Annotated in this window: 13 protein-coding genes; 10 read left to right on the top strand and 3 right to left on the bottom strand. The window is 56.6% G+C overall.

All coding sequences use genetic code 11. From position 1 onward, the window contains the following. The first annotated feature begins 54 nt into the window (after positions 1 to 54). Together JWF83_RS18160 and JWF83_RS18155 are read left to right on the top strand one after the other, a co-directional pair. Positions 55 to 570, top strand: a complete 516-nt coding sequence (locus JWF83_RS18160) for a DUF2501 domain-containing protein (RefSeq protein WP_413651806.1) — start codon at positions 55 to 57, stop codon at positions 568 to 570. Between the two features lie 167 nt (positions 571 to 737). Continuing rightward, positions 738 to 2,015 carry a DUF445 domain-containing protein gene (locus tag JWF83_RS18155; protein ID WP_413651805.1) on the top strand — a complete coding sequence of 426 codons (1,278 nt, stop codon included), beginning with the start codon at positions 738 to 740 and terminating at the stop codon, positions 2,013 to 2,015. 68 nt (positions 2,016 to 2,083) lie between these two features. Here JWF83_RS18155 and JWF83_RS18150 read toward each other — a convergent pair whose 3' ends face one another. After that, on the bottom strand, positions 2,084 to 3,250 hold the full coding sequence (locus JWF83_RS18150) for an ABC transporter ATP-binding protein (protein ID WP_413651804.1): 1,167 nt from the start codon (positions 3,248 to 3,250) through the stop codon (positions 2,084 to 2,086). Between the two features lie 196 nt (positions 3,251 to 3,446). Between JWF83_RS18150 and JWF83_RS18145 the strand changes: the two genes are divergently transcribed. From JWF83_RS18145 to JWF83_RS18115, 7 genes are read left to right on the top strand one after another with little or no spacing between them, the layout of a single operon-like run. Further along, positions 3,447 to 4,163, top strand: coding sequence for a GntR family transcriptional regulator (locus tag JWF83_RS18145; protein ID WP_413651803.1), 717 nt, complete (start codon positions 3,447 to 3,449; stop codon positions 4,161 to 4,163). Beyond that, positions 4,160 to 5,113 (top strand): alpha/beta hydrolase, encoded by a 954-nt coding sequence (locus JWF83_RS18140; RefSeq protein ID WP_413651802.1) that lies wholly within the window; start codon positions 4,160 to 4,162, stop codon positions 5,111 to 5,113. The genes JWF83_RS18145 and JWF83_RS18140 overlap by 4 nt, the downstream gene beginning before the upstream one ends. A gap of 55 nt (positions 5,114 to 5,168) precedes the next feature. Continuing rightward, entirely contained in the window at positions 5,169 to 6,386 is a 1,218-nt protein-coding gene (locus JWF83_RS18135; RefSeq protein ID WP_413651801.1) for an ABC transporter substrate-binding protein, read from the top strand. 57 nt (positions 6,387 to 6,443) lie between these two features. Further along, entirely contained in the window at positions 6,444 to 7,355 is a 912-nt protein-coding gene (locus JWF83_RS18130) for a carbohydrate ABC transporter permease (protein WP_413651800.1), read from the top strand. Further along, entirely contained in the window at positions 7,355 to 8,185 is an 831-nt protein-coding gene (locus JWF83_RS18125; protein ID WP_413651799.1) for a carbohydrate ABC transporter permease, read from the top strand. The genes JWF83_RS18130 and JWF83_RS18125 overlap by 1 nt, the downstream gene beginning before the upstream one ends. Before the next feature lie 17 nt (positions 8,186 to 8,202). Next, positions 8,203 to 9,090: a sugar phosphate isomerase/epimerase family protein gene (locus JWF83_RS18120; protein ID WP_413651798.1), complete on the top strand. Its 888-nt coding sequence runs from the start codon at positions 8,203 to 8,205 to the stop codon at positions 9,088 to 9,090. Beyond that, on the top strand, positions 9,087 to 10,112 hold the full coding sequence (locus JWF83_RS18115; RefSeq protein WP_413651797.1) for a Gfo/Idh/MocA family protein: 1,026 nt from the start codon (positions 9,087 to 9,089) through the stop codon (positions 10,110 to 10,112). Before JWF83_RS18120 ends, JWF83_RS18115 begins: the two co-directional genes overlap by 4 nt. Before the next feature lie 74 nt (positions 10,113 to 10,186). On the opposite strand, the gene lptG is transcribed toward JWF83_RS18115, so the two are convergent. After that, positions 10,187 to 11,263 carry an LPS export ABC transporter permease LptG gene (gene lptG / locus JWF83_RS18110; RefSeq protein ID WP_413651796.1) on the bottom strand — a complete coding sequence of 359 codons (1,077 nt, stop codon included), beginning with the start codon at positions 11,261 to 11,263 and terminating at the stop codon, positions 10,187 to 10,189. Further along, entirely contained in the window at positions 11,263 to 12,363 is a 1,101-nt protein-coding gene (gene lptF, locus JWF83_RS18105; RefSeq protein WP_413651795.1) for an LPS export ABC transporter permease LptF, read from the bottom strand. The genes lptG and lptF overlap by 1 nt, the downstream gene beginning before the upstream one ends. Before the next feature lie 265 nt (positions 12,364 to 12,628). On the opposite strand from lptF, the gene pepA reads away from it, so the two are divergent. Further along, a complete protein-coding gene (gene pepA / locus JWF83_RS18100; RefSeq protein WP_413651794.1) occupies positions 12,629 to 14,140 on the top strand; it encodes a leucyl aminopeptidase in 1,512 nt (503 codons plus the stop codon). Positions 14,141 to 14,175: the final 35 nt, after the last annotated feature.

The following is a 14,175-nucleotide window of genomic DNA, read 5'->3' as shown; positions in this document are numbered from 1 at the left end:
AATGTCAGATGTTTTGCAGTTTTTACCCATAATAAAGTAAACAGGGGTTTTCCAATGAAGCATACCACTCAGCGGGTGTTACTGGCTCTGAGCATCTCTTCAGCACTGCTGGCAGGCAATGCCGCTGCGGCCAGCTGGCAGGATCAGCTGAATAGCGCGGCAACGCAGCTCGGACAGCAGAACAACAGCAACAGCAACACCACCAGCAACGCTTCACAAGGCGGTATGTCGCTCTCTTCCCTCTCCGGTCTGTTAACCGGTGGCGATAAAGCGGTCAGCGCCAACAGTATGACCAACGCCGCCGGGGTGCTGGAATACTGTGTGAAAAACAATGTGGTGGATAACAATGTCTCCGCGGTTAAAAACCAGGTGCTGAGCAAACTGGGTATCGATACCCAGCAGGAGAAAACCAAACAGACCGATTATCAGCAGGGTCTGATGGGCTTGCTGAATACCGGTAACGGTCAGCAGCTGAATCTGAAGAGCCTCGGCGATACCGAACTCGGCAAAAAGGTGAAAACCAAAGCCTGTGATGTGGTACTGAAACAGGGTAAAAACTTTATCAGCTAACCGCCCTGCGCTGGCATAGTGGGTCAGCCATTGCTGGCCCGTTTCCCCTTATCTCTGCCCTTTTCCCGCTATCCACCCGCTATTCCTGTCGCAGGTTGCTATTCTTATTCAGGTTAATCTATTACACCAGGCAGTATCACGGAGGCCGGAAGCGCTAAGCGATATTTATGGATAAAGAGAGCGAGTTAAAAAAAATAAAACGTATCGCCCTGCTGTTGTTGTGTACTGCAGCGGGCGTATTTATCACCACCCTGTTCTTTCCCGCCAATTTCTGGGTCAGTGGGATTAAAGCGATTGCCGAAGCGGCGATGGTCGGCGCGCTGGCCGACTGGTTTGCGGTAGTGGCGCTGTTTCGTCGGGTGCCGGTGCCGTTTATCTCGCGCCATACGGCGATTATTCCGCGTAACAAAGACCGTATCGGCGAGAATCTTGGCCGCTTTGTGCAGGAGAAATTCCTCGATACCCAGTCGCTGCTGGCGCTGATCCGCCGTCACGATCCGGCGCAGATTATTGCCAACTGGCTGAATACGCCGGGTAATGCGGAACGGCTGGGGCGCCATCTGTTGCAGGTGATGCGCGGCTTTCTCGATCTAACCGATGACGCGCGCATTCAGCGCTTTATCCGTCGCGCGGTGCATAAGGCCATTGATAAGGTCGATCTGACGCAGTCCGCCGCCATGCTGCTGGAGAGCCTGACCAAAAATAACCGTCATCAGGAGCTGCTGGATGCGGCGATTGAACAGGTACTGCAGCTGATTAACAAACCCGGAACCCGTGAGTTTATCGCCATGCAGCTGGTGCGCTGGCTAAAGCGCGAGCATCCGCTTACCGCCAAAATGCTGCCGACCGAGTGGCTGGGCGAGCACAGTGCTGAGCTGGTGTCGAATGCGGTGAACTCGATCCTTGATGATGTCGGTCAGGATCGCGGTCATGAGCTGCGGCTCGGTTTTAACCGCGCGGTTGAGCGGCTGATCGACAAACTAAAGCAGGATCCGGAGATGGCGCAGCGTGCCGAGAGCATCAAGTCCTATCTGAAAGAAGATGCAGCGCTGAATAACTATATCGGCGAGCTGTGGGGCGATCTGCGCGGCTGGCTAAAAGAGGATTTAAGCAGCGATAACTCCGCGGTGCAGGCGAAGATCACCGCCGCCGGTCGCTGGTTTAGCGAAACGCTGATTAACGATGCCAGTCTGCGCGCGTCGCTGAATCAGCATATGGAGCAGGCGGCCAGTACCGTGGCGCCGGATTTTGCCGCCTTTCTTACCCGCCATATCAGCGATACGGTAAAAAGCTGGGATGCGCGCGATATGTCACGTCAGATTGAAGTGAATATCGGCAAGGATCTGCAGTTTATCCGCATTAACGGTACGCTGGTTGGCGGTACCATTGGTTTGATCCTTTATCTGTTGTCGCAGTTGCCGATATTGATCCCGTTATTGAAATAGGGATGGGCGGCATTAATGCCGCCCGTACGGTTGGGATTGCGTGATGCCGGGATTACAGTTAGTGCAAATTATTGCGGTATTCCGTGCGCATTTTGCAGCGGGCTGTATTCGGCGCTGTAAAGAAACGGGTTACTGATGCGGTCGTCAGGCCGTTCAAACAGCACATTATTCCCCTGCTGATCAAACAGATGGATCTGCGTCGGATCCAGCGACAGCTCGACAAAGTCCCCCGGCTTGCTGACGCGGCCCGGGGTCAGGCGCGCAGTGACCTCCTGGCCTTCAACATGGCACAGCGCCAGGGTATCCGAGCCTAACGGTTCAATCACGTCCGCCAGCGCCGGTAGCGGAATACGGTTATTGCGCAAGCCAAAACGCGGCGGCTCCAGATGCTCCGGACGTATCCCCATTAACAACCGGCTGCCGGGCGCCGCCGACACCGATTTCAGCGGGATTTCACAGCGGCCAAACTTCAGTAACGGCCCGTGCGGATGGGCGACCACCTCCACCTGTAACATATTCATCTGCGGCGAACCGATAAACTCGGCGACAAACTTATTCACCGGCTGGTTATACACCTCCATCGGCGTTCCCACCTGCTCAATACGCCCTTCGCGCAGGATCACCACCCGATCCGCCAGCGTCATCGCCTCTACCTGGTCGTGGGTAACGTAAATGGTGGTGGTCTTCAGCAGCGCATGCAGGCGTTTAATCTGCACCCGCATATCGACGCGCAGTTTGGCATCAAGGTTGGAGAGCGGTTCATCAAACAGAAACGCGCGCGGCCGGCGGATAATCGCCCGCCCCATCGCCACCCGCTGGCGCTGGCCGCCGGACAGCTGGCCGGGTTTCCGCGCCAGCAGCTGGGTGAGTTGCAGCATGCTGGCCACTTCATCCACCCGCTGACGGGTATCCTGCGGGTCGTTATTTTTCATCTTCAGACCAAAAGCGATGTTCTCAGCAATGGTCATATGCGGATACAGCGCGTAATCCTGGAACACCATCGCAATCTCACGTTCGCTGGGTTCAAGGTGATTCACCACTTCATCGCCAATACGCAGCAGGCCGCCAGAAATCTCCTCCAGTCCGGCAATCATCCGCAGCAACGTGCTTTTACCACAGCCGGAAGGGCCGACAAAGGCGACAAACTCGCCATCATTAATCTGCAGGTCAATGCCGTGGATCGCCTGAATGTGATCGTAACGTTTAACGATTTTTTCCAGTGAAATTGTTGCCATGGATGTTGCCTCATAGTCCGGGTCATGGCCGGGATACCGCACTCTTCCAGACGACCACGCAGAGTTAGGGTGTGTGAAGGCCGGTTAATCAGAAATTTTCCCGCGCCGGTCACATTTTCGAAACTGCGTATTGCATGTTTTTTGTTCAGACGTATAAATATCGTTATCGATAACGTTAAACAAGTGTTAATGAAAAATGGCGATTGAAACTTTTAACCTCAGCACACTTCCGGGAAAAATAGTCGATATTGGCCGCCGAAGCAGCGTGCTGTTCGAGCTGTTGCAGCAGGAGATCGTGCTGGGGGTGTTGCCGCCGATGACGGTGGTACTGGAGCTGGAACTGGCGCAGCGCTTTGGCTATAGCCAGAGTACCGTGCGTGAAGCGCTGCTGGCTCTGCAACAGGAAGGTCTGGTTCATCGCCAGCCACACCGGGGAACCCAAATTTCGCCCTGCACCGAACAGGAAGCGATTGAGATGATCCATATCCGCCATGATATCGAGTGTCGCGGCGTCACGCGGATACTGGAGATGACGGAAAAAGCACGCGGCCAGCTGCGTGAATTATTACTGAAAGATATTGAGGCGATGGTCAGGGCGGCGCGCGATCAGGATGAGTATCTGCTCTCCTGCTATGACCGCGCCTTCCATCTGCGGCTGTACAGCTGTGCCCAGCTGCCCAATGTCGAGCCGATCCTTAAGCGCTGTCTGGTGCATAACCATCGCTACAAAATCCTTAACTGCGGCGGCGATGTGTCGCGTCTGCACGCCAGCGCCGAACGGCACTACCTGCTGATTGATGCCATTGATAGCGGCGATCGCGAGACGCTGGTCTCGTGCCTGTCGCACCATATCCGTACCGCAGTGAACTTCGGCCCGGACCTGACGCAACCGGAAGTGGGGCAATCCGCATGATGCCGCTCGCCATGCTGTCGCCGGAGATGGCCGCGCTGCTGGCAGAGCTCCAGCAGCAGGATGCCGGATTAGCCGATCCCACCACCCTGCCCGCCGCTCAGGGGCGCGCGCAGTCGGAGCAGAGTAATGTCCGCTGGAATCAGCAACTGCCGCCAATGGCGGAAGTGACGCCCTTCAGCGTGAGCGACGGCCGGTTGCCCGCGTTATCCGGTACTCTCTATACGCCGGAAAATGCCGGCGCCGGGGCGATTATCTATGTCCATGGCGGCGGCTGGGCGTTCTGCAGTGCGGCCACCCACCAGCGCAGCGCCAGGCTACTGGCGCAGCTTAGCGGCGTACCGGTGTTGCTGTTTGATTACCGACTGGCGCCAGAGCATCCATGGCCTGCCGGGCTGGAAGATACCCGGCGGCTGTGGCAACAGCTGACCAGCGGTAAGCTGTTCCCGCATCTCGATCGCCATAAGCTGGCGCTGGCCGGTGACAGCGCCGGGGCCAACCTGGCGCTGGCGCTAATGCTGGCGCAACAACCTGACGACATCCGTCCGGTGTGCGGCCTGCTGTTTTATGGCGTCTATGGCGCCGACTTTACCACCGCCTCTTACCGCCAGTGCGCCAACGGCCCGGGGCTGACGCGTGAAAAAATGCAGCGCTACTGGCAGTGGTATCAGCCCGATCATCAGCAGCGTCTGCACCCGCTGGTGACCCCGCTGAATGCCAGCGATCAGGCGCTAATGGCGCTGCCGCCGCTGTGGATGAATGCCGCACAGGTCGATCCGCTACGCAGCGACAGTGAAAATCTGGCGGCGAGGCTGCATCAGCTTGGCCGTCGCGACCGGTTACAGATCGTTCCCGGCGTGGTGCATGGCTTTATGCAGATGACGCTGCGTCTCCCCGCCGCCGTAACGGCTCATAAGGAGGCAGCAGATGCCTGGCATAACCTGACCCGATAACTCTCCCTGACCCTACAGCTATCCTGCAAACCTAAAATATAATCAGGAGCAAAGCATGAAAAGAGTAATGTCATCGCTGGCATTAGCGCTATCCCTGTGCCTGTTAAACCCGCTGGCGCAGGCCGCAACCGTGCATTACTGGTATCACTTCGATAATGCCGATAACACCATGACGGATTTAATTGCCCGATTTGAAAAACAGAATCCCGATATCCGGATCGCGGCGGAGAATATTCCGTGGAACAGTTATTACGATAATCTGTATACCGCGCTGGTCGGCGGCAGCGCGCCGGATGCCGCGATGGTGAAAACCTTTGCCCTGCCGCGCCTGCAGCAGATGGAGGTGCTGGAACCCCTTGATGACTATATTAATCAATGGGACGGCAAAAATAACCTGCTGGAGAACACGGTAAAAATTGCCCGTGGCGGCATGGATAAACACTATTTTTTGCCGGTGCAATATATCGTCTCCTATCTCTATTACCGTACCGATTATTTTCAAAAAGCCGGGCTGACGCCGCCGAAAACCTGCGACGATTTTTATGCCGATATGAAAAAGCTGACGCAGGATACCAATGGCGACGGTAAAACCGATATTTACGGTTTTGGTTTTCGTGGCGGCGTTGGTGGCCAGGATATGTGGGCGCCGTTAATTATGCCGTATGGCGGTGAATTTAAAGCCGGCGGCCTGACCAAACCCGCGGTGTTACAGGCCAGCCAGCGGATTGTTGATGCCTGGAAAGCCCGGCTGTTTCCCCCTTCCGCCACTACCGATGGCTTTAAGGATGTGATCGGCGCCTTCAAGGCCGGTAAAACCGCCATGACCATCCACCATATCGGCTCCGCCAACGATCTGAATGCGGTGCTGGGCGATAACGTTTCCGCCGTACCGCTGCCGGTCTGTAACGGCAAACGCTGGGCGCCGATCGCCGTTGAATCCAACGCCATCTTTACCACTGCCGCGGATAAAGCGGCCACCTGGAAATGGATCGCCTTTCTCTCCAGCGCGGAAAACAATGCGCAGTTTAATCGCGCCACCGGTCAGCTGCCGGTGACCAAAAGTGATACCCAGGCGTGGCATGGCCACCCGAAACGTTTTCTGGATGCCACCGTCAACTCGCTGCCGGACGCCGAGGACTATCCCAACACGCCGCAACTCTCGGATTTTGTCAATACCGTCTGGCCGGTGAATATGCAGCAGGCGTTGTTAGGGCAGATCAGCGTTGAGCAGATGAACAGCAAAATCGAGACGCTGTTTAGCGCGCAACCGTAAATTTCCCCGCGCCGCCCGCGGGCGGTGCCGTCAACGACCCTGAGGTGCATGATGGTAATGGAAAATTCACTCGCTCCGCCGCAGTTGCGCAGATCGGCCCTCGCCCGGCGGGTACTGCCCTACGCCCTGCTGTCGCCCGCGGTGCTGATCACCCTGGCGATTGTGTTTCTGCCGATGGTGCAGGCCACCTGGATGAGCTTTCACGACTATGTGTTATGGAAGCCAAAGGCCGCCACCTTCACCGGCCTGCATAACTGGGTGAAAATGTTCGACGATGAGGTGTTCTGGACCGCACTGAAACATACGGCAATCTGGATTGGTATCACCATTCCGGCGCAGTTATTACTCGGGCTGGTCACCGCCCTGCTGCTTAATCAGCGGTTTTTCTGGCGACCGCTGGCACGCGCGCTAATTATTATCCCGTGGGCGCTGCCCAGCGTGGTGATCGCGCTGATGTGGGCGTGGATTTATGATGCTAACTACGGCGTGCTGAATGATTTTCTGCTGCGCATGCAGATCATCAGTTCCTCTATCTCCTGGCTGTCGAACCCGGATACCGCGCTGTATGCGGTGATCCTGACGCTGACCTGGCAGGGCTTTCCGTTCTTTACCGTAATGATTCTGGCGGCGTTACAGTCGATTCCGCACAGCTATTACGAGGCGGCGTCGCTGGATGGCGCCAGCCACTGGAAACAGTTCTGGCATATCACCCTGCCGGGCATCTCCGGCGTGCTGCTCACCGCGGTATTGCTGCGCATTATCTGGGTGGCTAACTCGATTGATGTGATCTTTGTGATGACCGGCGGCGGTCCCGGCTATGCCACCTATACCCTGCCGCTCTACTCATTTATCAAAGCGCGCACCAATCTCGACTTCGGTTACGGCTCGGCGCTGGCGGTAAGCTTTACCCTGATGCTGCTGGTACTGGTGGTGATCTACCTGCGGCGTACCATGCGGAGGGTCGCATAATGGTGAGAAATAAATCGCTGCCGCGCCGCCTGCTGACGGTGGATCTGCCGATGCTGCTGATCCTCGCGTTTACCCTCGGCCCGTATATCTGGATGTTTTTCACCGCCATTACGCCGAAAAACCTGCTGTTCAGCCGTGGGCCGGGGATTAGCCAACCGACGCTGGAGAACTTTATCAATCTGTTTTCCCGCGTCGGCTTTCTCGACAATATGCTGCACAGCGCGATTATCGCCGGCGGCACGGTGGTGCTCGGCCTGCTGCTGAGTATTCCCGCCGCTTACGCCTTTTCGCGCTTTAACTTTCGCGGCAAACGTCTGCTGCTGATGCAGTTCCTGGTGATCAATATGTTCCCGGTGGTACTGCTGATCCTGCCGCTGTTTGTGTTGATGAAACAACTGGGGCTGCTGGACTCGCATCTCGGGCTGATTATCGCGAACTCCACGGTCGCCATTCCGTTCTCCATCTGGATGATGACCAGCTATATCAACGGTATTCCGCGTTCGGTGGATGAAGCGGCGATGACCGACGGCTGCAGCCGCCTGCAGGCCATGTGGAAAGTGGTGCTGCCGCTCTGTACGCCGGGAGTGATCGCCACCGGTATTTACATCTTTATTACCGCCTGGAACGAATATCTCTACGCGCTGACGCTGGGCGGGCGTAACGTCAAAACCATTACCGTCGCCATTCAGAAGCTGATTGGCGAGTATCAAATCGAATGGGGTCTGCTCAGTGCTGGCGGCATTATCGGCGCGTTACCCGCTACGGTGCTGTTCCTGATCGTGCAGAAACGTTTAATCAGTGGCCTGACACAAGGGGCCGTCAAAGGCTAACGGCTCGGGAGAAAACAATGAATAATCCGGTTGGCATAATCTCAATGCAGTTTGTCCGCCCGTTTCGCATGGAAAATCTGGCGCTATTCAGCCAGATACGCGAGCTGGGGTTTGAATTTGTCGAGCTGCTGGTGCCAGAGCCAGAGGATCAGCTTAACCTCGACGTCGTACGGCTGGCGCTGGCGGATAGCGGCCTTGATGTGGTGCTGGCGGCGCGCGTTAATTTGCAGCGCAGCATCTCCAGTGAGCTGACGCAGGCGCGTCAGGGCGGCGTGGACTATCTGCGCTACTGTATCGAGTGCGCTGAGCAGCTGGGGGCAAAGATCGTCGGCGGACCGTTGTACGGTGAGCCGCTGGTGTTTGCCGGTCGCCCGCCCGCCCCGGCGAACGATGCGCAGATCGCCCGGCGTCTTCACCATACGGTTGAAGGCCTGCAACAGGTGACGCAGCAGGCGCGGCACAGCGCGGTGACGCTGGCCCTTGAGCCACTGAATCGCTTTGAAACCGATATTGTCTGCTCTGTCGCCCAGGGGATTGAAGTGGTGGATGCGGTGGATAGCCCGGCGCTCGGTCTGCTGCTGGATACCTTTCATATGAATATCGAAGAGAGCAGCCTGCCGGCGGCGATTCGCGCCGCCGGTTCACGCATCGTGCATTTCCAGGCGAACGAAAACCACCGTGGCTTTCCCGGCACCGGCCATCTGGACTGGACCGCGATAATGCATGCGCTGCATGAGGTTGATTATCGCGGCCCGGTCTCGCTGGAGCCGTTCCGGCGCGATGACTGGCGCGTCGGGTTACCCATCGCCCAGTGGCGTGCGCCCCATGAAGATGAATCAGAAAAGTTACGCGCCGGTCTGGCGCTGGTGAAATCCTCTTTAACGCTGGCGGGAGTCGCAGGATGAGCTTCAAAATTGGCTGGGTCGGCTGTGGCCGACATGCAACACAGATGCTGCTGCCGCAGCTGGCGCCGAATAACGTGACCTTAGCCGCCGTCTGCGATGTGAATCCGCTGGCGGCGCAGGCCGCCGCCACCCACTACGGCGTCAGCGCGGTGTATAACGATTATCGGCAACTGCTGGAGCATCCGGGTCTGCATGCTATCGGGATGGCGGTCGGGCCGGAGCTGCATCAGACCATCGCCATTGCGGCACTGCAGCGCGGTTTACCGGTGTTTATTGAGAAACCGCCCGGCGGCAGCGCCAAAGCCGCCAGAGAGATCGCCGCCACGGCGCATCGTGCCGGCGTGCCCGCCTATGTTGGCTTTATGAAGCGCTATTCCACCGGCAATAAAATCGCCGGCAATATTCTGCGCAGCGGCGATTTCGGTCCGATCCTCGGCTTTCAGGGCAACTATCTGACCGCCCCCGGCTACTTTAGCGGCGCGGTGGATTACAGCAGCTTTTACCTGCATCACTGCGTGCATTATATGGATTTAATGCCGTGGCTGGTGGGGGCAGAGATCAGCGACCTGCAGGCGCGCGCCTTTGAGCACCAGCCGGGGCGGCTGCTGGCGCATCTGAATATGACCTTTGCCAACGGCGCGCTGGGAACGCTGGTGATGGGCACCGTGCAGTCGCGCGGTACGCCGATGGAGAACATCACGGTGATGGGCGATCATCAGCGTATTGAAGTGAATAATGTTATCAATGTCGCCTGGCATCGCGATCCGCCATTTAAAGCTGAGGATGATGCGGCACGACTGGATAACAGCTGCGATACCCTGTGCTGGAGCCCGAACTTTACCGCGGCCGCCAACGAAGATCACAAAGGCTATCATGCGCTGTTGCGCGATGTGTTTCGCGGTATGAAGGGGAAAAGCAGCCAGGCGCCGACCATTGAAGATGGCGCGCAGGCGATGCTGAATCTGGAAAGGATGATTGTCGCGATTGAGCAGCAGCTGCATAACCCGTCGCTTAGTCATTGATACCGGCGGCATTACGCCTGGTGTAAATCATCGGTACGGGCGGCATTTATGCCGCCCATACCGTGGGTTGCCCGTTAGCGCCGCTTCAGCAACATGTAGATGCTGACCGCCAGGAACGCCGCGCTTGGCAGCACTGCGCCGAGGAACGGCGGCATGCTGTATACCAGACTTAGCGGGCCAAAGATCTGATCGAGAACGTAGAACACAAAGCCAAAACTGATGCCGGTCACTACCCGCACGCCCATTGAGACACTGCGCAACGGGCCAAAGATAAATGACAGCGCCATCAGCATCATTACCGCCACCGACAGCGGCTGGAAGATTTTGCTCCACATATTCAGCTGATAACGCCCGGCTTCCTGGCCGCTCTGCTTAAGATATTTCGAGTAATTATACAGCCCGCTAATCGACAGCGCATCCGGGTCCAGCGCCACTACCCCCAGTTTGTCCGGGGTCAGATTGGTCTTCCACTCGCCGCTGACTGTCTGGCTGCCGGTCACCTGCAGCGGATTGGTCAGATTGGACTCATCCACCTGCGACAACTTCCACGCCTTTTTTTCCGCATCATAAGTGGCGGAAGCGGCATAGCGTACGCTCTGCAAACGACGCTGGTCGTTAAATTTATAGATACTGATGCCGCCCAGCTCGTTGTCGTCTTTAATCCGCTGGATAAAGATAAAGTTATTGCCATCTTTCGCCCACAAGCCATTCTGCGTCGACAACAGTGAGCCGCCGACCAGCTGCTGCGCACGATAGTTACGCGCCATCTGCTCGCCATTCGGCGCGACAAATTCGCCGATCACCATGGTAAGGATCACCAGTGGGATGGCGGTTTTCATCACCGAAAGCGCAATCTGCAACCGGGTAAAACCCGACGCCTGCATCACCACCAGCTCACTACGCTGGGCGAGAGTGCCAAGGCCGAGCAGCGCGCCGAGCAGCGCCGCCATCGGGAAGAAGATCTCAATGTCTTTTGGCACGCTCAGCAGGGTAAAGATACCGGCGCCCAGCGCGGTATAGGCGCCTTCACCGGTTTTACGCAGCTGGTCAACGAATTTAATAATGCCGGAGAGCGACACCAGCATAAACAGCGTCATCATGATGGTGTTGAAGATGGTTTTACCGATATATCTGTCGAGTACGCCAAACATTACACGCTACCTCCCTTATTGAAGCGTGCACGGATGCGGCGCATTGGCACCGTGTCCCACAGATTGAGTACAATTGCCAACGCCAGATACAGCAGGTTAACCGCCCACATCCACAGCGCCGGATCCAGACGCCCTTTCGAGCCATTGGATTTTAAGGAGCTCTGCAGCAGGAAGAAAATCAGATACAGCAGCATCGCCGGCAACATTGACAGCACCCGCCCCTGACGTGGATTGACCACGCTGAGCGGCACCACCATCAGCGCCATGATCAGTACCGAGAAGATCAGCGTCAGACGCCAGTGCAGTTCGCTACGAAAATCCGCGCTGGTGGATTTCAGCAAATTGTCAAAGCTCGCCTGCGCCGAGTCATTCGGATCGATCACCACCTCTTTATAGCCAACAATCGCCTGGTAGTTCTCAAAATCCGTAATGCGGAAATCACGCAGTAAAGCGGTGCCTTCAAAGCGCGTGCCTTTATCCAGCGTCACCACCTGGGAGCCGTCATGACGTTGTTGCATATGGCCGCTGTCAGCCAGCACCACGGAAGGGCGGGCATTGCCGCTGGGGCGTAGCTGGGCAAGGAACACGTGGCCGAACTGGTCGCCTTTGACGTTCTCAATAAACAACACGGAGTTGCCGTCGCTGGACTGCTGGAACTGCCCTGCCGCCAGCGCCGCGGCGCCGGGGTTAGCTTTAGCGTTCTGCGTCACTTCGCTTTGATAGCGTGACGACCAGGGGCCCAGCCAGATAACGTTTACCGCCGCTACCAGCGAGGTAAACAGCATCAGAATCATCGCCGCCTTCACCAGCACGGTTTTGCTTAAGCCGCAGGCATGCATTACCGTAATTTCGCTTTCGGTGTACAACCGGCCAAGCGTCATTAAGATGGCAAGAAACAGACTCAATGGCAGAATAAGTTGTGCCATTTCCGGCACGCCAAGGCCTAACAATGTCAGAACTAAATTTGTCGGAATTTCGCCATCCACTGCGGCTCCCAGGATCCTGACTAACTTCTGACAAAAGAAGATCAATAGCAGGATAAAGAGGATTGCCAGCTGGCTTTTGAGCGTTTCCCGAACCAGATATCTAATGATAATCACGCTTAGTACGCCTGTGAAAACTTGTCTTTTTGCAGGAAAATCGATAGTTTCAACGCTTGTTCGCCATTTTTTCTCATCAATGGCCGTCGTCATAGCTAATATTGTATGACACAAGCGTTTAGATGACACAAAAAACCACCATGGTCATCGAAACTCAATCTGACGTCCGTTTACTAAACGTCGTTACGCAACGGCCTTAAAAGTTACGAAAGCGCTACATTCTAGCCGTAGCCGACGCCGTTGTCTTTAAGATTCAGGAGAGTACATGGAGTTCAGTGTAAAAAGCGGTAGCCCGGAAAAACAGCGCAGTGCCTGTATTGTCGTTGGCGTCTTTGAACCGCGTCGGCTGTCACCGATTGCTGAACAGCTCGACAAGATCAGTGATGGCTACATCAGTGCCCTGCTCCGCCGTGGCGAACTGGAAGGCAAAGTGGGCCAGACACTACTTCTGCATCATGTGCCGAATATCCTGTCTGAGCGTATTTTATTGATTGGCTGCGGTAAAGAGCGCGAACTTGATGAGCGCCAGTACAAGCAGGTGATCCAGAAAACCATCAACACCCTGAACGATACCGGGTCGATGGAAGCGGTCTGTTTTCTGACCGAACTGCACGTTAAAGGGCGTAATACCTACTGGAAAGTGCGCCAGGCGGTGGAGACCTCGAAAGAGTCGCTGTACAGCTTCGACCAGCTGAAAAGTAATAAGATCGAACCGCGTCGTCCGCTGCGTAAGATGGTGTTTAATGTGCCAACCCGTCGCGAACTGACCAGCGGCGAGCGCGCTATCCAGCATGGTCTGGCGGTGGCTTCCGGCATCAAAGCGGCGAAAGATCTCAGCAATATGCCGCCAAATATTTGTAACGCCGCGTATCTGGCGTCGCAGGCGCGCCAGTTAGCCGACAATTACAGCAAAAATATCACTACCCGGGTGATCGGCGAGCAGCAGATGAAAGAGCTGGGTATGAACGCCTATCTGGCGGTCGGCCAGGGTTCGCAGAATGAGTCGCTGATGTCGGTGATTGAGTACAAAGGTAATCCGGATCCGGACAGCAAGCCGATTGTACTGGTGGGTAAGGGCCTGACCTTTGACTCCGGCGGCATCTCGATTAAGCCGGCGGAAGCGATGGACGAGATGAAATACGATATGTGCGGCGCCGCCTCGGTGTATGGCGTGATGCGCATGGTGGCGGAACTGAATCTGCCGCTCAACGTGGTGGGGGTGCTGGCTGGCTGTGAAAACATGCCGGGTGGGCGCGCTTTCCGTCCGGGCGATGTGCTGACCACCATGTCCGGTCAGACGGTAGAAGTATTAAATACCGATGCGGAAGGTCGTCTGGTACTTTGTGATACCCTGACCTACGTCGAACGTTTCGATCCGGAAGTGGTTATCGATATCGCCACCCTGACCGGCGCCTGCGTGATCGCCCTCGGCCATCACCTTAGCGGCCTGATGTCGAACCACAATCCGCTGGCCCATGAGCTGATTGGCGCCTCGGAACAGGCGGGCGACCGCGCATGGCGTCTGCCAATGGCCGATGAGTATCAGGAGCAGCTGGAGTCCAATTTCGCCGATATGGCCAATATTGGCGGCCGTCCGGGCGGAGCGATTACCGCTGCCTGTTTCCTTGCCCGCTTTGCGCGTAAGTATAACTGGGCGCACCTGGATATCGCCGGTACCGCGTGGCGCTCCGGGAAAGCCAAAGGGGCAACCGGGCGTCCGGTCGCGCTGCTGTCGCAGTTCCTGTTAAATCGTGCCGGCCTAAACGGCGACGATTAATGCGCGCGAAGGGGCGCATTAATGCGCCCCCTACG

This window comes from Pantoea sp. B65, from assembly GCF_047308185.1.
GTDB lineage: Bacteria > Pseudomonadota > Gammaproteobacteria > Enterobacterales > Enterobacteriaceae > Erwinia.
Note: the sequence above shows the minus strand (reverse complement) of the source record. Positions and strands in the feature narration are given on the sequence as shown.

Coding starts and splice junctions, on each gene's coding strand:
- lptG (WP_413651796.1), bottom strand. CDS start 11,263: ATGTTTGGCGTACTCGACAGATATATCGGTAAAACCATCTTCAACACC.
- JWF83_RS18135 (WP_413651801.1), top strand. CDS start 5,169: ATGAAAAGAGTAATGTCATCGCTGGCATTAGCGCTATCCCTGTGCCTG.
- JWF83_RS18145 (WP_413651803.1), top strand. CDS start 3,447: ATGGCGATTGAAACTTTTAACCTCAGCACACTTCCGGGAAAAATAGTC.
- JWF83_RS18125 (WP_413651799.1), top strand. CDS start 7,355: ATGGTGAGAAATAAATCGCTGCCGCGCCGCCTGCTGACGGTGGATCTG.
- JWF83_RS18160 (WP_413651806.1), top strand. CDS start 55: ATGAAGCATACCACTCAGCGGGTGTTACTGGCTCTGAGCATCTCTTCA.
- JWF83_RS18130 (WP_413651800.1), top strand. CDS start 6,444: ATGGAAAATTCACTCGCTCCGCCGCAGTTGCGCAGATCGGCCCTCGCC.
- JWF83_RS18140 (WP_413651802.1), top strand. CDS start 4,160: ATGATGCCGCTCGCCATGCTGTCGCCGGAGATGGCCGCGCTGCTGGCA.
- JWF83_RS18155 (WP_413651805.1), top strand. CDS start 738: ATGGATAAAGAGAGCGAGTTAAAAAAAATAAAACGTATCGCCCTGCTG.
- JWF83_RS18115 (WP_413651797.1), top strand. CDS start 9,087: ATGAGCTTCAAAATTGGCTGGGTCGGCTGTGGCCGACATGCAACACAG.
- JWF83_RS18120 (WP_413651798.1), top strand. CDS start 8,203: ATGAATAATCCGGTTGGCATAATCTCAATGCAGTTTGTCCGCCCGTTT.
- pepA (WP_413651794.1), top strand. CDS start 12,629: ATGGAGTTCAGTGTAAAAAGCGGTAGCCCGGAAAAACAGCGCAGTGCC.
- JWF83_RS18150 (WP_413651804.1), bottom strand. CDS start 3,250: ATGGCAACAATTTCACTGGAAAAAATCGTTAAACGTTACGATCACATT.